General features: G+C 72.7%; 13 protein-coding genes and 1 pseudogene. 5 read left to right on the forward strand and 9 right to left on the reverse strand.

What is annotated here, in order from left to right:
• Nucleotides 1-234 precede the first annotated feature (234 nt).
• Both AB0G35_RS00750 and AB0G35_RS00755 read left to right on the forward strand, forming a co-directional pair.
• Nucleotides 235-1,778: pseudogene (locus tag AB0G35_RS00750) on the forward strand (UvrD-helicase domain-containing protein).
• Between the two features lie 26 nt (nucleotides 1,779-1,804).
• Nucleotides 1,805-2,140 (forward strand): DUF6343 family protein, encoded by a 336-nt coding sequence (locus AB0G35_RS00755; RefSeq protein ID WP_360941461.1) that lies wholly within the window; start codon nucleotides 1,805-1,807, stop codon nucleotides 2,138-2,140.
• Between the two features lie 254 nt (nucleotides 2,141-2,394).
• Here the strand turns inward: AB0G35_RS00755 and AB0G35_RS00760 are convergent, their stop codons facing one another.
• The 5 genes from AB0G35_RS00760 to rpsA form a co-directional block, all read right to left on the reverse strand.
• Entirely contained in the window at nucleotides 2,395-2,805 is a 411-nt protein-coding gene (locus AB0G35_RS00760; protein WP_360941464.1) for a tetratricopeptide repeat protein, read from the reverse strand.
• Between the two features lie 279 nt (nucleotides 2,806-3,084).
• Nucleotides 3,085-3,441 (reverse strand): cupin domain-containing protein, encoded by a 357-nt coding sequence (locus AB0G35_RS00765; RefSeq protein WP_360942052.1) that lies wholly within the window; start codon nucleotides 3,439-3,441, stop codon nucleotides 3,085-3,087.
• A 541-nt stretch (nucleotides 3,442-3,982) separates the two neighbouring features.
• The gene (coaE, locus tag AB0G35_RS00770) at nucleotides 3,983-4,573 is read right to left on the reverse strand and encodes a dephospho-CoA kinase (RefSeq protein WP_360941467.1); all 591 of its coding nucleotides are present in this window, start codon (nucleotides 4,571-4,573) and stop codon (nucleotides 3,983-3,985) included.
• A gap of 134 nt (nucleotides 4,574-4,707) precedes the next feature.
• Nucleotides 4,708-5,661 (reverse strand): PAC2 family protein, encoded by a 954-nt coding sequence (locus AB0G35_RS00775; RefSeq protein WP_360941470.1) that lies wholly within the window; start codon nucleotides 5,659-5,661, stop codon nucleotides 4,708-4,710.
• 1,087 nt (nucleotides 5,662-6,748) lie between these two features.
• Nucleotides 6,749-8,266, reverse strand: a complete 1,518-nt coding sequence (rpsA, locus tag AB0G35_RS00780) for a 30S ribosomal protein S1 (RefSeq protein ID WP_030411844.1) — start codon at nucleotides 8,264-8,266, stop codon at nucleotides 6,749-6,751.
• A gap of 376 nt (nucleotides 8,267-8,642) precedes the next feature.
• Here rpsA and AB0G35_RS00785 point away from each other — a divergent pair, with 376 nt between their 5' ends.
• Nucleotides 8,643-9,467, forward strand: coding sequence for a class I SAM-dependent methyltransferase (locus AB0G35_RS00785; protein WP_360941473.1), 825 nt, complete (start codon nucleotides 8,643-8,645; stop codon nucleotides 9,465-9,467).
• Between the two features lie 105 nt (nucleotides 9,468-9,572).
• Nucleotides 9,573-12,131 (forward strand): ATP-dependent helicase HrpB, encoded by a 2,559-nt coding sequence (gene hrpB, locus AB0G35_RS00790; protein ID WP_360941476.1) that lies wholly within the window; start codon nucleotides 9,573-9,575, stop codon nucleotides 12,129-12,131.
• Here hrpB and AB0G35_RS00795 read toward each other — a convergent pair.
• From AB0G35_RS00795 to AB0G35_RS00805, 3 genes are all read right to left on the reverse strand, one after another.
• Nucleotides 12,118-13,104, reverse strand: a complete 987-nt coding sequence (locus AB0G35_RS00795; RefSeq protein ID WP_360941479.1) for a DUF3068 domain-containing protein — start codon at nucleotides 13,102-13,104, stop codon at nucleotides 12,118-12,120. The genes hrpB and AB0G35_RS00795 overlap by 14 nt on opposite strands.
• Before the next feature lie 18 nt (nucleotides 13,105-13,122).
• On the reverse strand, nucleotides 13,123-13,257 hold the full coding sequence (locus AB0G35_RS00800) for an SPW_0924 family protein (RefSeq protein ID WP_360941482.1): 135 nt from the start codon (nucleotides 13,255-13,257) through the stop codon (nucleotides 13,123-13,125).
• Between the two features lie 198 nt (nucleotides 13,258-13,455).
• Nucleotides 13,456-15,267 (reverse strand): lytic transglycosylase, encoded by a 1,812-nt coding sequence (locus AB0G35_RS00805; RefSeq protein ID WP_360941485.1) that lies wholly within the window; start codon nucleotides 15,265-15,267, stop codon nucleotides 13,456-13,458.
• Between the two features lie 152 nt (nucleotides 15,268-15,419).
• Here AB0G35_RS00805 and AB0G35_RS00810 point away from each other — a divergent pair, with 152 nt between their 5' ends.
• Nucleotides 15,420-16,337 (forward strand): DUF4184 family protein, encoded by a 918-nt coding sequence (locus AB0G35_RS00810; RefSeq protein WP_360941488.1) that lies wholly within the window; start codon nucleotides 15,420-15,422, stop codon nucleotides 16,335-16,337.
• Between the two features lie 73 nt (nucleotides 16,338-16,410).
• On the opposite strand, the gene polA is transcribed toward AB0G35_RS00810, so the two are convergent.
• Entirely contained in the window at nucleotides 16,411-19,149 is a 2,739-nt protein-coding gene (polA, locus tag AB0G35_RS00815) for a DNA polymerase I (protein WP_360941491.1), read from the reverse strand.
• Between the last annotated feature and the right edge of the window lie 87 nt (nucleotides 19,150-19,236).

Genomic DNA, 19,236 nt, shown 5'->3' on the forward strand with positions numbered 1-19,236 from the left:
CGCGGCGGCCGGTGCCCCGTGACCGGTGACCGGCAACCGGGGGTCTGCGGCCGACGGCCGACGGCCAGCGGCCAGCGGCCCGAAGTTATCCACAGGCAAAAAGAAATTCGTCGCACATCCGCCGCGATCCGCTACAGTCAGTTGCATCGTCACTCTCAGTGATCGTGCAATGTCGATCGGCGGGCGCGGGGCCCTCCCGCATCCCGCCGCCACTCCCACCCGAAAGGCAGCCCCATGCACACTCCGACGCCCGAACAGTGCGCCGCCGCCGCGGTCTTCCCGACCGGCGACCACCTCGTGATCCAGGCCGGTGCCGGCACCGGCAAGACGACGACGCTGGCGATGCTCGCGCACTCCGCGCGACGGCGGGGCCGCCTCGGCCGCTATATCGCCTTCAACAGAGCCGTCGCCCGCCACGCCGCCCGGACCTTCCCACCCGAGGTCGCCTGCGGGACCGCCCATGCCCTCGCCTACACCGCCGTGGGCAAGCACTATCAGTCCCGGATGAACGCCCCACGGCTGGCGGGCTGGCGCACCGGCGCAGCCCTGGGCATCGAGGACGGCATGTCCTTACGCATCGGTGCACGCAGGGTCACGCACAAGGCACTCTCGTATACGGTCCTGCGCACGGTCACCCGCTTCTGCCACTCGGCCGACCGCGAGCTCCGTGCCCGGCACGTCCCGCCCCTGCGCGGCGCCGAATCCCCGCCACTGCAGGCGCACCTCGCCGAGGCCGTCCTCCCGTACGCCCGCAAGGCCTGGGCCGACCTGCAGCGGCCCGATCACGGCGTGGTCCGCTTCGAGCACGACCACTACCTGAAGATGTGGGCCCTCAGCGACCCCGTCATCCCGGCCGACTTCCTGCTCCTGGACGAGGCCCAGGACACCAACCCCGTCGTCGAGCAGGTCTTCACCGCACAGCGCGACCGCGCCCAGTTGGTGCTGGTCGGAGACTCCGCCCAGGCCATCTACGGCTGGCGTGGCGCCCGGGACGTGATGACCGGCTTCGACGGCAGACAGCTCACCCTCTCCCACTCCTTCCGCTTCGGACCGGCGCTGGCGGCCGAGGCCAACCGCTGGCTCGCGATCGTCGACGCGCCGATCCGGCTCAGAGGCTCCCCGGACCGCAAGACGGAGCTGTGCGCGGTCCGCTCCCCCGAGGCCGTTCTGTGCCGGACCAACGTGGGAGCGGTGGTGGAGGTGATACGGCAGTTGGAGGCGGGCCGCCGGTCGCCCTCGCGGGCGGCGGCGAGCCCCTGAGTGCCCTGGCACGCGACGTGCAGGACCTCGAAGCCGGGCGCCGGACCGGCCATCCGGAGCTGACGCTCTTCGAGACCTGGGCCGAGCTGCGCGAGTACGCGGAGTTCGATCCGGCCGGACGGGACCTCCTGCCCCTGGTGGAACTCGTCGACGAGCACGGCACGGACGCCGTGCTCCAGGCCCTGGACCGGCTCTCACCCGAGGACTCCGCCGAGGTGACGGTGTCGACGGCCCACCGAGCCAAGGGCCGGGAGTGGCCGCGCGTACGCATCGCGGACGACTTCACGGGCCCCGACGACCTCGACGAGTGCGACGAAGCCGGCCAGCCGCTCCCCGGCCCGGTCGATGTCGACGAGGCGCGCCTGGCATACGTCGCGGTGACCCGCGCCCGCTCGCAGCTCGACATCGGCGGGCTGTCCTGGATCAACGGCCACCCAGCAGGCGATCCCCGCCCCACGGGCAGGACGACCACGGAGACGAAGACCGACCAAGGAGAAGAAGGCGAGACGAGTGACTGACCCACGGATCGGGAGGATCCTGGAAGGTGAAGTGGGAGATGATGCCGATGCGTACGGGAAATGAGCCCCTGCAGGCACGCAGCCCGCTGAAAATACGCTGCGGACTGGCGCTGTGGGGACTGCTGTGGGCCGTCGCCGGAGCCGTGGCCTTCGCCGACTTCGGGCGGCCGGAATGGGCGGCCGCGTGTGCCGCACTCGCCATGGTGGCCGCCGCGGACCTGATCATGGTCATCCGCCATATCCGCCAGGGAGCCCACTACCAGCCGGGCAAGGACGTACCGCCGTACGAGCCCGACCGGGGCCGGAACGACGCCTTCGGCATACGCACCGACCCGAACCGCCGACGCGGCAGCCGACCGTAACGCCGCCGCCGACCGCGGCGGCTGACCGTGACGCCGCCGACCGATCGCAGGGAAGCGCCCGTAACCGGAGGGAGGCGGTCCCAGCGGCAGAGGGAGGTGGTCCCAGCCCGGAGGGAGGCGGTCCCGGCCTGAAGGAAGGCCGCCGCCGGGAGGGAGGAGGCAGGCAGGCAGGCAGCCGAACTCTACGGCCGGGTGCAGCCGGCGTCCCTTGCTCCGGCCCCCGTTACTCCGGTCCCGGTTACTCCGGTCCCCCGTTACTCCGCTCCCCCGTCCATCGGAGCCCGGCCACCGTTGCCCGTGTCGTCCGGGGCGAAGCGGGCCGCCTGGATGAACTCCGGGCGGGGGTCGAGGGCGGCCGCCAGCCGGAAGTGGCGGAGCGCCTCGTCAGGGCGGGCAGCGCGCTCCAGAGTGCGGGCGAGCGCGAAGTGCGCGAAGGCGTTGTCGGGCTCGCGCTCCAGCACGATCTGGAACTCCAGTTCCGCCGGCCGTAGTTGGGCGGCGAGGAAAAAGGCACGGGCGCGCAGCAGGCGGGCCGCAGTGTTCTCCGGATGCGCGGCGATGACCGAGTCCAGCAACCGGATCGCGCCTCGCGGGTCGCGGGCAGCCAGCAGCTGCTCCGCGGCGCGGAAGTCGATGACATGTGTCTCGGGGCTGCTCTCGGGCACGGCCTACTCCTCTCCACCGGCGTCGCCGTCGGCGCAGGCATGCGTCCGCCACGGACCGTACGGCGTTACCAGGGGCCAGAACAACCCTGCCGGCCACGGCATTCCCCGGCTCCGGCGGAGGCCGAGGCAGCGCGGAGGCACACTCGCCCGGGCACCACCGGCACCCTCACTCCTCCAGCTTCTCCAGCTTCTCCAGCCCCTCCGGCTCCTCCGGCTCCTCCGGCTCCTCCGGCTCCGCGCGCGAGGTTCATGTGCCGCCGGAGAACCGCCAGAGGGTCGCTAGAGACTGATGTGGTAGGCCTTGCGGAGCGTCTCGTGGACGGTCCAGCGGGTGCGGTCGCCCTCGCGGAGGATGCAGGCGTCGCCGGGGCCCACCTCTAGGACCGAGCCGCCCTCGACCTCGATGGTGGCGCGTCCGCTGACGACGACGAACAGCTCATTGGCCTCGGTGTCGGTCACCACACCCGGTGTGATCTGCCAGATACCGCGGATCTGCCGACCGTCGGCGGATTCCCACAGCACCTTCCCCGTCACCTCAGGCGCACCGGAGACGATCTGCGAGGGGTCCAACGGATCCGGCTCCAGCTCGGCGTCCGCGATGCCGGGGATGTTCACGACGAAGGAAGGAGGTGCCACCTCGGCGGCGGAAGGGGACGAGGCCGGCTCGGTCGCGGACGCGGTCGCGGACGCGGACACGGACGCGGACACGGACACGGATGCGGACACGGACACGGATGCGGACTCGTCGGCCGGCGTCGTGGCGTCAAGATCGGAAGCAGCAGTCATGGCGGCGAGGGTATCGCCCAGCCGTTCGAGCCCGGCAGCCACTCCCCCCGGCAGACCGGGACCACCCTGCCCGCCAGCCGGCACCCCGCACCTCGGCGGGCCCGCACCCGCTCCCCTGCCGCTCCGAGCCTCGCTCCCCTGCCGCTCCGAGCGCCCCTCCCTTGACGGTCCGAGCACCCGCTCCCTTGACGGTCCGAGCACCCGCTCCCTTGCCGGTCCGAGCACCCGTCGCCTCAGTCGCTCGGCAGTACCCGCTTCCCCTGCCGGTTTCCCCCTGCCGGTCCGGGGCTCGTCACCTCAGCGGCCCGCCGCCCGTTCCGCTTGCGGACCGCGCTGGTCGCCCCAGTCACCCCAGTCGCTGCGCAGGCACGTCAGCCGCTGCGCAGTCACCTCAGCGGTTGCGCAGGCGTTCCCAGACCTTGCGGACCTGGGGTTCCAGGGCCTCCAAGGGGCCGTCGTTGTCGATGACGAGGTCGGCGATCGCCAGCCGCTGTTCGCGGGTGGCCTGGGCCGCCATGCGGGACTTCGCCTCGTCCTCCGCCATGCCGCGCAGCCGTACCAGGCGGTCCAGCTGGGTCTCGGGGGCGGCGTCGACCACGACCACCAGGTCGTAGAGCGGCGCCAGACCGTTCTCCGTGAGGAGGGGGACGTCGTGCACGACCACCGCGTCCGGGCCCGCCGTCGCCTCAAGTTCGGCCGACCGCGCACCCACCAAGGGGTGCACGATCGCATTGAGCGCCTTCAGTTTGCCGGGGTCGGCGAACACGATGCCGCCCAGCTTGGGGCGGTCCAGCGTGCCGTCCGGCGCGAGTACGTCCGCCCCGAACTCCTCTACCACGGCCGCGAGTCCGGGCGTGCCCGGCTCGACGACCTCGCGTGCGATCTTGTCCGCGTCCACGATGACCGCGCCGTACGACGCCAGCAGTCGTGAAACCTCGCTCTTGCCCGCGCCGATGCCGCCGGTCAGCCCCACCTTCACCATGGGCCCACGCTATACGGTGCCCGGAGCGGGGCGCTGTGCGGGAAGCGATGCGCCGGAAGCGATGCGTGGGAGAGGTCCGGGCGGGAGAGGTCCGGGCGGGAGCCGGGCAACGCGGGGGGGGGCAGGGCCGGGCGTCAGATGCCGGGCCCGCCTCCCTCGCCCTCCCGTTCCGCCAGGAAGCGCTCGAATTCCCGGCCGATCTCGTCGGCCGACGGGAGCTCCACCGGTTCGGCCACCAGGTTCCCCCGGCTCTCGGCGCCGGCCACCGCGTCGTACTGGTGCTCCAGCCCGCTGACCAGCGCGACCAGCTCCTCGTCGCCCTCGGAGATCTGCCGCTCGATCTCCTCCTGGGTGCGCAGCGCCTCCGTACGCAGCGCGTGTGCCGGGCCGGGCAGCACCAGGCCGGTCGCCGCCGTCACGGCCTCCAAGACCGTCAGCGCGGCATCCGGATACGCGGAGCGGGCGATGTAGTGCGGCACGTGCGCGGCCACACCGAGCACGTCGTGCCCCGCCTCCGCCAGGCGGAATTCGATCAGTGCCTCCGCGCTTCCCGGCACCTGTGCCTCGTCGAAGAAGCTGGCGTGCCCGGGCATGAGGTCGGTGCGGTTGCCGTGCGGGGTGATGCCGACCGGGCGGGTGTGCGGAACGCCCATGGGGATGCCGTGGAAGTTGACCGAGAGACGCACCCCGAGCCGCTCGACGATCTCCTTCACCGCCGCCGCGAAGCGCTCCCACTCCACGTCCGGTTCCGGACCGGACAGCAGCAGGAACGGTGCGTCGGTGGTGTCGCGCACCAGCTTCAGCTCGATGCTCGGCGTCTCGTAGGCGGTCCAGCGGTTGCGCTCGAAGGTGAGCAGCGGGCGGCGGGCGCGGTAGTCGATGAGGCGGTCGTGGTCGAAGCGGGCCACGACCTGGTGCGGCAGGCCGTCCAGTAGCCGACGGACGATCTGATCGCCCGTCTCACCGGCGTCGATGTACCCGTCGAAGTGGTACAGCAGCACCAGTCCGGCGGAGTCCCTGGAGGCCAGCGCCTCGACCTCCGCGAGCCCGCTCGGCTCCCATTCGTACAAACCCTGGGGATCCAACACAGTGACCGCTCCTCCTCGTTCTCATGAACGGCAACGTGCGGTCGGCCGCCGGCATTCCCGGCCGTGGATATGACCCCGTCCCGTACCGGACAGTTCCCGCCACCGCCGGACCCCGCCGTTCCGCCACCCGGCCGACTGCCGTGCCCTCTGCCTGAGCACGCCTCTCCCCTCTCGCCCTCACCTTTCCCGGACATGACGCCAAATGGGCTCATTTGAAGGGGAGTTGAATCGTGCCATTGCTCTCGATCGCAACCCTGACGCGTTCCCCACCCGCCTCTACCGCCGGCCCGGACCACCAGGGTTCACAAGGTCACCGAACGTTCACCTACAGGAAGGCAGTTGGGTACCCAAATGGATTCGCCTTCGCATGCCCGTTCCGCTGACGAGTGGACCCCAAGCTGAACGCTGAACGCGACGCCGAGTGGAGTACGTACCAGCCCGTCACCGAAGGGCCCGCCGCGCCGGCACGCGGGCGGCACACATGTCCGGGTGGCCGGCGGTACCGGCGGCGCTGCGCTGCGGCGTCCCCCACTGGACCTGTGCCTGGACATGGACCTGGGCCTGGACCGGGACCTGGACCTGGTCATGGTCATGGCCATGGAGGGCGTGCACTTCCGGGCGTCCAGCAAGCGCGGCGCCATCAAGGCCTCCCCCATCAAGGCCTCCCCCATCCGCGACACCGGCAAGAACGGCCGCGCCACGGGTCAGGCCGTTACGCTCCTCCAACATCGCCCGCTCCGACGCGTCCGAATGTTCGGCGACCATCACAAGGGACGACACCGTCACCGGCGGCCGTGGCGGCACCGATCCGGGCACCCCGGTGGGCTGACCCTCCGGCTGACGCGACCGGAGCCCCCGGCCGGCACACACGTCCACGACGCCACGCCGCCACGCCGGCACGCCGACACGGTCACCACCACGACAACACGACAGGACGACGGCACAACGGCACAACAGAACGACGACACGCGGCACGGCGGCACGGCGGCACGGCGGCACGACGACACGTGGCACGACGGCACGGCGAAGGCCCGCTCCCCGAGGGGAACGGGCCTTCGTCGATCAGCTACTGCCTACCGGCGCGAGCTCAGCTCTGGCCGCCGGCCAGCTTCTCGCGGAGGGCGGCGAGCGCCTCGTCCGACGCCAGGGCGCCGGAGTTGTCCGCCGACTCCGAGGAGTACGAGCCGCCACCGGCGTTGCCGCCGCCGGCCTGGCCGCCACCCTGCGCCGCCGGCGCCGCAGCGCCCTCGGCCGCAGCCTGCTCGTCGGCCTCGCGGGACTTGATGACCTGGGCCTGGTGCTGCTCGAAGCGCTGCTGCGCCTCGGCGTACTGCTGCTCCCACGCCTCGCGCTGGGCCTCGTAGCCCTCCAGCCAGTCGTTGGTCTCCGGGTCGAAGCCCTCGGGGTAGATGTAGTTGCCCTGGTCGTCGTAGGACGCGGCCATGCCGTACAGGGTCGGGTCGAACTCGACCGCCGTCGGGTCGGCGCCGAAGGACTCGTTGGCCTGCTTCAGCGAGAGGCTGATGCGACGGCGCTCCAGGTCGATGTCGATGACCTTGACGAAGATCTCGTCGTTGACCTGGACGACCTGCTCCGGGATCTCGACGTGGCGCTCGGCCAGCTCGGAGATGTGGACCAGGCCCTCGATGCCCTCGTCGACGCGCACGAACGCACCGAAGGGAACCAGCTTGGTGACCTTACCCGGGACGACCTGACCGATCTGGTGGGTCCGGGCGAACTGCTGCCACGGGTCTTCCTGGGTCGCCTTGAGCGACAGGGAGACGCGCTCGCGGTCCATGTCGACGTCCAGGACCTCGACCGTGACCTCCTGGCCGACCTCGACGACCTCGGACGGGTGGTCGATGTGCTTCCAGGACAGCTCGGAGACGTGGACCAGACCGTCGACGCCACCCAGGTCCACGAAGGCACCGAAGTTGACGATGGAGGAGACGACGCCGGAGCGCACCTGACCCTTCTGGAGGGTGGTGAGGAAGGTCTGGCGGACCTCGCTCTGGGTCTGCTCCAGCCAGGCGCGGCGGGACAGGACCACGTTGTTGCGGTTCTTGTCCAGCTCGATGATCTTGGCTTCGAGCTCCTTGCCCACGTAGGGCTGCAGGTCGCGGACGCGGCGCATCTCGACCAGGGAGGCCGGGAGGAAGCCACGGAGGCCGATGTCGAGGATGAGACCACCCTTGACGACCTCGATGACGGTACCGGTGACGATGCCGTCCTCTTCCTTGATCTTCTCGATGGTGCCCCAGGCACGCTCGTACTGGGCGCGCTTCTTCGAGAGGATCAGGCGGCCTTCCTTGTCCTCCTTCTGGAGGACGAGGGCCTCGATCTCGTCACCGACGGCGACGACCTCGTTGGGGTCGACGTCGTGCTTGATCGAGAGCTCGCGGCTCGGGATGACGCCTTCGGTCTTGTAACCAATGTCGAGCAGGACCTCGTCCCGGTCGACCTTCACGATGACGCCGTCGACGATGTCGCCGTCGTTGAAGTACTTGATCGTCTCGTCGATCGCGGCGAGGAAAGCTTCCTCGTTACCGATGTCGTTGACCGCAACCTGCGGGGTGGTGGCGGTGGTCTCGGTGCTGCTCGTCATGTGGGAAAGGGCTCCGGTACGGACATTGAAGTCGTAGGTACTGCTACGCCGAGAGCCCGTATCGCCTCTGCATAAGCCGGACAGTGTCAGAGACGCCTTCTCGGGGAGGTCCGTGAATGCCGGAGCATTCGGAGCCGCCCGAAACGCCTCAAAACCGAGGGGTGCATACAGATGCGAGCGCGGCCTGCTCCGTCTGAGGCGCGCAAGCCCGCAGCGCAACTTGTAGCATACGGGGGCAGCCGGACACGGTCAATGCGCGAACGCGCACACCGGGGGCAGAGCGCCCCAAAACCGGCACACGCGATGTTCCACGAGGCCGGGGGGCCTCACAGTCCCTGCAGCAACAAGCAGAGCGAAGACTACGACGACGGGCGCGATGAACCAAGACCACGAGCCGGAGGCGACCCGCCGTGACGCCTCGGCCACCGAGAGCAGCCGGGCCAATCGGGGCTGGTGGGACCGCAACGCCGACGAGTACCAGAGCGAGCACGGCGCGTTCCTGGGGGACGACCGGTTCGTGTGGGGTCCCGAAGGGCTGGACGAGGCGGAGGCGGCGCTGCTCGGCCCGGCCGTCGAGCTGAAGGGCCGCCGGATCCTGGAGATCGGCGCCGGCGCGGCGCAGTGCTCCCGCTGGCTGGCGGCCCAGGGCGCGCTCCCCGTGGCGCTGGACATCTCCCACCGGCAGCTCCAGCACGCGCTGCGGATCGCCGACGCCGCGCCGGAGGACGCCGTCCCGGACCTGGTGGAGGCGGACGCCGGGGCGCTCCCCTTCCGCGACGGCAGTTTCGATCTCGCCTGCTCGGCCTACGGGGCGCTGCCGTTCGTCGCCGATCCCGTACGGGTACTGCGCGAGGTGCGCCGGGTACTGCGGCCGGGCGGCCGGTTCGTCTTCTCCGTCACCCACCCGCTCCGCTGGGCCTTCCCGGACGAGCCGGGACCCGAGGGGCTCTCTGTGGCGGCCTCCTACTTCGACCGCACCCCGTACGTCGAGCAGGACGCGACCGGGCGGGCGGTGTATGTCGAGCACCACCGGACGCTGGGCGACCGGGTGCGGGACGTGGTCGCGGCCGGGTTCCGGCTGCTGGACCTCGTCGAGCCGGAATGGCCGGAGTGGAACACCCAGGAGTGGGGCGGCTGGTCCCCGCTGCGCGGGCGTCTGATCCCGGGCACGGCGATCTTCGTGTGCGAGGCGGAAGCGTAGAGCGGTGGCGTAGAGCGGTGGCGTGGCAGCCCTCGCGGCGGCCGGGCGGTGCGGCGGCGCCGGCGGGCCGCGGCGTTGTCGGTGGCGGGCGGCAGACTGGGGGATGTGATCGCCCGTGACGCCCTCGCCCAGCTGCCCGTACGGACCGCCCTGCCCGCGCTGCGCGCCGCCCTCGACGGGCCCGGCAGCGCGGTGCTGTGCGCCCCGCCGGGCACCGGAAAGACGACGCTGGTGCCGCTGGACCTGGCCGGGCTGACCGGGGACGGGCCGCGCCGGCGGGTGCTGGTCGCGGAGCCGCGGCGGATCGCGGCCCGGGCCGCGGCCCGCCGGATGGCCTGGCTGCTGGGCGAGCAGGTGGGCGACCGGGTGGGGTTCACGGTGCGCGGTGAGCGGCGGGCCGGGCCGCGTACGGCCGTGGAGGTGGTGACGACCGGCGTGCTGCTGCAGCGGTTGCAGCGCGATCCGGAGCTGGCCGGGGTGGACGTCGTGGTGCTGGACGAGTGCCATGAGCGGCATCTGGACGCCGACACGTCCGCGGCGTTCCTGCTGGACGTGCGGGAGACGCTCCGTCCGGAGCTGCGGCTGGTGGCGGCGTCGGCGACGACGGATGCCGAGGGGTGGGCCGGGCTGCTGGGCGGGGCGGCGGGGCCGGCCCCGGTGGTGGAGGCGGCGGGCGTGTCGCATCCGGTGGAGACGGTGTGGGCGCCGCCGGAGCGGCCGGTGCGGCCGGCGCACGGCCTGCGGGTCGATCCGGCGCTGCTGACGCATGTGGCGGGCGTGGTGCGGCGGGCGCTGCGCGAGCGGACCGGCGATGTGCTGTGTTTCCTGCCGGGTGTCGGGGAGATCGGGCGGGTCGCCGGGGAGCTGGCCGGGGTGGACGCCGAGGTGCTGCAGGTGCACGGGCGGGCCCCGGCCGAGGTGCAGGACGCCGTGCTGGCGGGCGGGGACGGCGTGCGCAGGGTGGTGCTGGCGACCTCGGTGGCGGAGTCCAGCCTGACCGTGCCGGGGGTGCGGGTGGTGGTCGACGGCGGGCTGGCGCGGGTGCCGCGGATGGATCATGCCCGGGGGTTGAGCGCGCTGACGACCGTACGGGCGTCCCGGGCGGCGGCCCGGCAGCGGGCGGGCCGGGCCGGGCGGGAGGCGCCGGGCGTGGTCTACCGCTGCTGGGCGGAGGGCGAGGACGGGCGGCTGCCGGCCTTCCCCGACCCGGAGATCAGGGTGGCCGATCTGACCGCGTTCGCGTTGCAGGCGGCGTGCTGGGGCGATCCGGACGCGAGCGGACTGGCGCTGCTGGACGCGCCGCCGGCCGGGGCGCTGGCCGCGGCCCGGGAGGTGCTGACGGCGGTCGGTGCGGTGGATGCGGAGGGCCGGGCGACGCAGCGGGGGATGCGGATGGCGCGGATGGGCGTGCATCCCCGGCTGGCGCGGGCGCTGCTGGACGGCTCCGCCGAGGTCGGGGTGCGGCGGGCGGCGGAAGTGGTCGCCCTGCTCAGCGAGGAGCCGCCGCGGGCGTACGGGGACGATCTGGCGGAGGCCTGGCGTACCGCGCGCCGGGGCGGGGACGGCTATGCCGCCAGATGGCGGCAGGAGGCGCGGCGGCTGGCGGCGGCGGTCGGTGAGCCCGGCGCGGCCGGCGCCGGGGAGGCGCCCCGGGGCGACGGCGCGGGGCGGGGCGCGTCGGACGATGCGGTGGCCGGGCTGGTCGCGGCGCTGGCGTTTCCCGAGCGGGTGGCCCGGGCGCGTGGGGCCGGTAGCTATCTGATGGCGTCGGGCACCGGTGCCGAGCCCGGCGGGGAGGGTTCGCGGCTGCGGGACGCACAGTGGCTGGCGGTGGCGGTGGCGGACCGGCCGGTGGCCGCGGCGTCGGCGCGGGTGCGGCTGGCCGCGGTGATCGACGAGGACACGGCGTGTGCGGCGGCGCGGGCGCTGTATGCGTCGGGTGAGGAGGTGCGCTGGTCGGACGGCGACGTGGTGGCGCGGCGGGTGGAGCGGCTGGGGGCGATCGAGTTGGCGGTGCGGCCGCTGCCGGCGCCCGATCCGGAGCTGGTGCGGGAGGCCGTGGTGGCCGGGCTGCGCCGGGAGGGGCTCGGGCTGCTGCGGTGGCCGGCGGGCGCGGTGGCGGTGCGGCAGCGGATGGCGTTCCTGCACCGGGAGCGGGGCGCGCCGTGGCCGGACGTGTCGGACGAGGCGCTGCTCGGGCGGGTGGAGGACTGGCTGGGGGTGGAGCTGGGCCGGGCGCGGCGGCGGGCCGACCTGGAGCGGGCCGATACGGCGGCGGCGCTGGCCCGGCTGCTGCCGTGGGCGACGGGTGACGCGGCCCGCTTCGACGAGCTGGCGCCGGAGCGCATCGAGGTGCCGAGCGGTTCCCGGGTGCGGGTGGACTACGGCGGGGAGCAGCCGGTGCTGGCGGTGAAGCTGCAGGAGCTGTTCGGCTGGCAGGAGTCGCCGCGGATAGCCGGCGGGCGGGTGCCGGTGCTGGTGCATCTGCTCTCGCCCGCGGGCCGCCCGGCCGCCGTCACGGCCGATCTGGCGTCCTTCTGGCGGGACGGGTACCGCGCGGTGCGCGCGGAGTTGCGCGGCCGCTATCCCAAGCACCCCTGGCCGGAGGACCCTTCGGCGGCCGAGCCGACCCGGCACACCACCGCGCGGCTCAGACGGGGCTGACGGCGGGCTCCGCTTCCGTCTCCGGGGTGGCCGGGCGGCGGCCGCGGGCTTCGAGGTGGAGGCTGAGTGCGAGCAGTGCGGCGCCGAGGAGGAGGAATCCCCAGGGGAGGTAGCCGGTCAGGAGCAGGACGAGGGTGCGCTGGGACGTCACCAGGGCGACGGTGGAGTCGACGTAGTCGGCGCGCATCTTGACGTGGCCGGCGAAGGCGGTGACCTTGCCGCCGCCGGGCAGGAGGTCGCCGCCGCGCAGCTCCTCCTTGTGGATTTCCTGGCCGTTGACGGGGGCGCCGGTCACCGGCTCGACCCAGAACATCCGCTTGGTGGTGTACCAACGGGTGGTGCCCATCTTCTGGACGGCTTCGGGGGTGATGCCCTTGACCGGCATCTTCTTGGGCAGGGGGACCTTGGTCCAGGGGATGGTCTGCTCGAAGTAGTAGACCTCCAGGCCGCGGAAGGTGCGGGTGCCCTTGTAGTGGATGGGGGCCGAGGTGCGGGTCTGGGCGTCGAAGTAGGTGTAGTCGCGTTTCTCGGTGAGGAACGGCCACTTGTACTCGATACCGGCGCGGTGCACGGGGTCGCCGTCGACCGTCTCGCCGGTGGCGTGCACGGGTTCCTGGGAGTGCGCGTCGAAGATGTAGCGCTCGGGGACCTGGGAGACCATCTTGCCGTCGGGTCCGGCGACGTAGGAGAGGGCGTCCCAGACGACGACGTCGCGGCCTGCGGTCCGCTCGATCCGGTCGGAGGCGGCGACGTTGCCCTTGAGGGTCTGGACGATGGTGACCTTGGGGACCGTCCTGGCCTTCATGGTGCCGTAGTCGATGAGCGTGGCGGGCCGGGCCTCCAGCACCATGTCCTGGTACTGGCCGGCCGGGATCTTGGCGAGCCGCGGGAAGGCGTACCACCGCAGCAGCGGGGAGAGGGCGGTGAAGAAGACGGCGAAGGCGAGCAGTACCAGGCTGGCGGTGCGGCGCATGGCGGTGACGTCCCTCCCTCAGGGGTGTGCAGGGACGGTGGTGAGCAGCGGCTTGGGTGAGGTGGTGCCGCTGGGGGCGCCGACGGCCGTGACGGTGAGGATGAGGGCGAGTGCGGCGGCCAGTCCGGCCGCGGCGGCAATCAGGGCGCGCATGGTCGCCTCCCGGCACATCTGATGCGGCGTCAGGGAGGGCGCACCGTAGCAACGGTCGGCGGAGATGAGAACACGTGCCACCGGAGCGCATGGGGCACCGCCGTCCTGCCCGGGACGGCGGGCAGGACGGCGGTGCGGACCGGGCGGGGTGCCGGGCCGGCCGGGGTCTGCGGCCGGGGGCGCCGGCCGCCGGTGCGGTCAGGAGGCGGCGGGGGCGGCGACCTTCAGCTTGACGGTGAGGACGGCGCCGTCGTCGGTGGTCAGCCGCAGCAGGAACGTCCCGGTGTGCGCGTCGGTGTAGATCTTCGGGAGCTTCAGCAGGCCGTTGGCGTCCGTGGTGAGCCCGGCGAGGGTGCGGACCGGCTTGTCCTTGTTGTCGCCGGTGGCCTTGGGGTCCTTGAAGTAGGGGCCGCGGTCGTTCTCCACCGGCTTGTCGGGGTCGTCGGTGACCATGGTCGCGGTCACCGGCACCCCGGCCGCGATCTTGCCCTGGTAGGTGGCCTTGATCTCGACGGCGTCCTCGGCGAAGGCCTGGCCGGCGGTGGCCGTCAGTTCCTTGTCCGAGGTGCGGGCGAGGGTGTCGGCCTTCGGCTCCGGCTTGGCCTTGACGGTGGCGTCGAAGGTGACGGCGGGCAGGGTCCGGCCCACGGCCGTCGCGCGGACGGTGAAGTCACCGGCCCGGTCGCCCGCGTGCAGAGTGGGCGCGGTGGCCAGGCCTTTCTTGTCGGTGGTGACGGTCGCGGAGATGGCGTTGCCGGGGAAGCGGGCGTCGGTGCCGGCGGGGAGGGTGAAGCGGATCCGCACGCCGGCGACGGGCCTGCCCGCGGCGTCCTTGGCGCGTAGTCGGGGCGCGGTGGCGAAGTCGGTGCCGGCGGTGGCGGTCAGGGCCCGGTCGCCGATGCGGGCGAGGGCGGTGACGGGGCCGGGCTTGGCGGGTGCGGGGGTGCCGGGCCTGGGGGTGCCGGGCCTGGGCTTCGGGGTGGGGGTGCCCGGGGTGCGGCCGGAGCCGGAACCGCCGGGCCGGGCGGGCCCGTTGGGCTCGGGACGGGGCTTGGCGGGCGTACCGGAACCCTGGTGGGGACGGCCGGGGCGGTGGCCGCCGGTGCGGCCGGTGCCGTGCCCGGTTCCGTGCCCGTTGTTGCCGTGGCCGGTTTCGTGCGCGGGGCGGCGGTGTGCCGGGAGGACGCCGTGGCCGTCGGGCACCTCGTAGGTGCCCTTGCGGTAGAACGTGTACCAGGACAGCACGGTGCGCAGGTAGTCGGCGGAGTTGTTGTAGCCGAGGACGGCGCGGTCCAGGTCGCGGGGGTCCGACAGGTCGCGGCCGTCGGCGCAGAGGTAGCGGCCGGCGGCGAGCGCGGCGTCGTAGACGTTGTTGGGGTCCTTCTTGCCGTCGCCGTTGCCGTCGGCGCCCCAACCGCCTTGGTACGGGCCGCCCTGGGCCCAGGTGGAGGGGATGAACTGCATCGGGCCGACGGCGCGGTCGTGGGTGGTGTCGCCGTCGTAGCGGCCGCCGTCGGTGTCGAGGATGCGGGCGAAGCCGTGGCCGTTGAGCTGCGGGCCGAGGATCGGCTGGAGGGTGGTGCCCTCGGCGTCGACCGCGCCGCCGGATGCCTGGCCGGATTCCACCTTGCCGATTCCGGCGAGCAGTTGCCAGGGGAGCCGGCAGCCGGGGGCCTCGGCGTCGAGGCGGGACTGGGCCTTCTTGTAGGCGGCGAGGACGGTGGCGGGGATGCCGGCCTGGGCGGGTCCGGTGATGACGCGGGTGCCGCCGTCGGGGCGGGGGTGGGAGGAACGGCGGGGCGGCGCCGGGCGGTTGTGCGGCGGCAGGTCGGCCCAGTACGTCGTACCGCCGTCGATGGGGGTGTCGGCCGGCGGGGAGGGTTTTTGTTCCTTGGCCGCCTTCGCGGTGGCGTCCGGCGACTGAGAGGCGGTCAGGGCGGCGAGAACGAACGCCGCCACGGCCGTCGAGGCCGCTCCCCTGCGAAGCCGCCGCCGGAATGTGGCTGCCATACGTGGTCCCCTCCGCGTTGACGCACCGCGTTTTCTGACGTGGTGTCGCGCTCCCCGGCGCTCCAACTCAGGCGACACTACGACAACTCGGGCCCGGCATCTACCACCTCATCGGACACATAATGATCTGAATCGATCGAGGAGAAGCTGCCATGCCGTTCACGCTCAGCCATGCCGCGGCCGTGCTGCCGGCCGTCCGGCGCACCGGTACGGCCCGCGGCCGGCTGGTCGCCTCGGCGCTGGTCGCGGGGTCGTTCGCGCCGGACATGACGTACTACGCGGACACGTTTGTACCCGGCGGCATGGAGTTCGGCGCGGTCACCCATGCGCTGCCCGGGGTGCTGACGGTCGATGTACTGATCACCGCGGCGCTGGTCGGCGGCTGGCTGCTGGTGCGCGACCCGCTGCTGGCGCTGCTGCCGCAGGCGTGGCGGGGGCGGGTGGCGCTGTGCGTCCGGGGCCGCCCGTGGCGCCCCCGCGGCCCCCGTGAACTCGCCGCGCTGACCGGCTGGTTCGTGCTCTCCGCGGTGCTCGGCTCGGCGACCCATGTGGTGTGGGACGCCTTCACCCACCCGGGCCGCTGGGGTACCCGGCTGGTGCCCGGTCTGGACCGGGTCGTGGGCGGGTGGCCGGTGCCGACGTATCTGCAGTACGGCACCTCGGTGCTGGCGACGGCCGCGCTGGTGTGGTTCGGGTGGTCGGCGCTGCGGGCCGCCGGGGCCGCCGACTCCGCGGTCAGGGCCGGCGCCGCGGCGGCCGTGCCCGCGCTGTCCGTACGGCTGCGGCTGCTGCTCACCCCCCTGCTGCTGGCCTGCGTGCCGGCCGCTGCGGTGGACCGCGTCCTGCGGGCCCACGCGGAGTACGGGGACACGGCGGTGTGGTTCGACTATCTGCCGACCTCGCTCTTCGGCGCGGGCGCCGGCCTCCTCGTCGGGCTGCTGCTGTACGGCCTGGCGGTACGGCTGCTGGACCGGCGGGCGCGCCGCGGCCGGCCCGCCGACGGCCCCCTGCCCGCCTCGCGGGCCGGCGCGGCGGCGGACCCACGCGAGGCGGTGCACGCCACCGACTGAGGCCCGTCCGCGCGGCGGCGGGGCCCCTTCCCGCCCCGGCTCGCCGCGCCGGGAAGGGGCACCCGCGGCGACGTCAGTGCGCCGCCGACTCCCAGTCCTTGCCGGAGCCGACCGAGACGTCCAGCGGGGCGCGCAGTGCGACCGCGCCGGCCATCTCGCGCCGGACCAGCTCCTCGACCTGGGTGCGTTCGCCGGGGGCGACCTCGACGACGATTTCGTCATGGACCTGGAGCAGCATCCGGGACTCCAGCTCCGCGGCCCGCAGGGCGGTGTCGACCCGCAGCATCGCGATCTTGACGATGTCGGCGGCGGTGCCCTGGATCGGGGCGTTCAGCGCCATCCGCTCGGCCATCTCGCGGCGCTGGCGGTTGTCGCTGTTGAGGTCCGGCAGATAGCGGCGGCGGCCCAGCATCGTCTCCGTGTAGCCGGTGGCGCGGGCCTCCTCCACGACGCGGCGGAGGTAGTCGCGGACCCCGCCGAACCGCTCGAAGTAGGTGTCCATCAGCTTGCGGGCCTCGTCGGGCTGGATGCCCAGCTGCTGGGAGAGGCCGAACGCCGACAGCCCGTACGCCAGACCGTAGGACATCGCCTTGATCTTGCGGCGCATCTCCGGGTCGACCGCGGTCTTGTCGACCGAGAAGACCTGGGAGGCGACGGTGGTGTGCAGGTCCTCGCCGGAGGTGAACGCCTCGATCAGGCCCTCGTCCTCGGAGAGGTGGGCCATCACGCGCAGTTCGATCTGGCTGTAGTCCGCGGTCAGCAGCGATTCGAAGCCCTCGCCGACGACGAAGCCGCGGCGGATCGCCCGGCCCTCGTCCGTCCGCACCGGGATGTTCTGCAGGTTGGGGTCGGTGGACGACAGCCGGCCGGTGGCGGCGACGGTCTGGTTGAAGGTGGTGTGGATCCGGCCGTCCGCGCCGATGGTCTTGATCAGGCCCTCGACGGTCGTGCGCAGCTTGGCCTGCTCACGGTGGCGGAGCATGATCACCGGGAGCTCGTTGTCGGTCTGCGCGGCCAGCCAGGCCAGGGCGTCGGCGTCGGTGGTGTAGCCGGTCTTGGTCTTCTTGGTCTTGGGCAGGCCCAGCTCGCCGAAGAGGACCTCCTGGAGCTGCTTGGGCGAGCCGAGGTTGAACTCATGGCCCGCGGCGGCGTGCGCCTCCTTGACGGCCTGCGCGACCGCCCCGGCGAACTGCTGCTCCATCCGCTCCAGCCAGCCGCGGTCCGCGGCGATACCGGCCCGCTCCATCCGGGCCAGCAGATCGCTGGTCGGCAGCTCCACATTGCGCAGCAGATCGGCCGCGCCCACCTCGGCGAGCTTCGCCTCGAACGCCGTGCCCAGGTCGACGACCGTACGGGCCTGTGTCATCAGGGCGTCCGCCTCGGCCTGTTCGTCCACGCCGAACGCCAGCTGGCCGTCGGTGGCCGCGGCCGGGGCGAGGTCCCGCCCGAGGTACTCGATGGAGAGGGCGTCCAGCGCGAAGGAGCGGCGGCCGGGCTTGACCAGATAGGCGGCGAGGGCGGTGTCCATCGTCACGCCCTCGATGCGCCAGCCGTGCTCGCCGAAGACCCGCATCAGGCCCTTGGCGTTGTGCATCACCTTCGGGCGCTCCGGGTCGGCGCTCCAGGCGGCGAACGCCTGCTCGTCGGCCTCGTCCAGCTGCGCGGGGTCGAACCAGGCGGCCGGCCCCTCCGGGGTGGCGAGCGCGATCTCGGCCACGCTGCCGCTGCCCAGCGTCCAGACGTCGACGGTGGACACGCCCAGCGGGCCGGTGGCGTGTGCGGCCAGCCACGGGGCGAGTTCACCGGTGGAAAGGACCGTACCGTCCACCTCGACGCCGGGGGCCGGTGCGGCCTCCTCGGCGGTCTCCACGGCGCCCGGGTCGACGGCGTGCAGCCGGTCGCGCAGGCCCTGGTTGCGGATCTCCAGGGCGTTGAGGAACACCTTGAGGGCCTCGCGGTCGTACGCCTCGCGGGTCAGCTCCTCGGGGCCGCACGGCAGCTTCACATCGCGCACCATCTCCGTGAGCACGCGGTTGCGCTTCACCGACTCCAGGTGGTCGCGGAGGTTCTGACCGGCCTTGCCCTTGACCTCGTCGACCCGCTCGACCAGTTCCGCGAACGAACCGAACTGGTTGATCCACTTCGTGGCGGTCTTCTCGCCGACGCCGGGGATGCCGGGGAGGTTGTCGGACGGGTCGCCGCGCAGCGCGGCGAAGTCCGGGTACTGGGCGGGGGTCAGGCCGTACTTCTCGAAGACCTTCTCGGGGGTGAACCGGGTCAGCTCCGAGACGCCCTTGGTGGGGTAGAGGACCGTGACGTCGTCGGAGACCAGCTGGAAGGAGTCCCGGTCACCGGTGACGATCGAGACGTGGAAGCCCTGGGCGACGGCCTGCTCCGTGAGCGTGGCGATGACGTCGTCGGCCTCGAAGCCGTCCACCGCGAAGCGCTTGACCCGCATCGCGTCGAGCAGCTCGCCGATCAGCTCGACCTGGCCCTTGAACTCGTCGGGGGTCTTGGAACGGTTCGCCTTGTACTCCGGATACTCCTCGGAGCGCCAGGTCTTGCGCGAGACGTCGAAGGCGACCGCGAAATGCGTGGGCGCCTCGTCACGCAGGGTGTTCGCGAGCATCGACGCGAAGCCGTAGATCGCATTGGTCGGTTGGCCGGTGACGGTGGTGAAATTCTCCACGGGCAGGGCGAAATATGCCCGGTATGCCATGGAATGCCCGTCCATGAGGAGCAGGCGGGGACGACCGCCCGCCGCCGCCTCGGTGCCGGTCGCTTCGCTCTTCTTCGCTGCCTTTGCTGCCACGCCCCCGATCCTGCCACGCCCCACTGACAATCCCCGCCGCGACGGTCAGCGCCCCGCCCCGCACACCCCCGCCCCCTCGCCACCGCC

It is taken from the genome of Streptomyces sp. NPDC021749 (assembly GCF_040640655.1).
GTDB lineage: Bacteria > Actinomycetota > Actinomycetes > Streptomycetales > Streptomycetaceae > Streptomyces.

Coding starts and splice junctions, on each gene's coding strand:
- AB0G35_RS00800 (WP_360941482.1), bottom strand. CDS start 13,257: ATGCGCGCCCTGATTGCCGCCGCGGCCGGACTGGCCGCCGCACTCGCC.
- rpsA (WP_030411844.1), bottom strand. CDS start 8,266: ATGACGAGCAGCACCGAGACCACCGCCACCACCCCGCAGGTTGCGGTC.
- AB0G35_RS00810 (WP_360941488.1), top strand. CDS start 15,420: ATGCCGTTCACGCTCAGCCATGCCGCGGCCGTGCTGCCGGCCGTCCGG.
- AB0G35_RS00795 (WP_360941479.1), bottom strand. CDS start 13,104: ATGCGCCGCACCGCCAGCCTGGTACTGCTCGCCTTCGCCGTCTTCTTC.
- AB0G35_RS00805 (WP_360941485.1), bottom strand. CDS start 15,267: ATGGCAGCCACATTCCGGCGGCGGCTTCGCAGGGGAGCGGCCTCGACG.
- coaE (WP_360941467.1), bottom strand. CDS start 4,573: ATGGTGAAGGTGGGGCTGACCGGCGGCATCGGCGCGGGCAAGAGCGAG.
- AB0G35_RS00785 (WP_360941473.1), top strand. CDS start 8,643: ATGAACCAAGACCACGAGCCGGAGGCGACCCGCCGTGACGCCTCGGCC.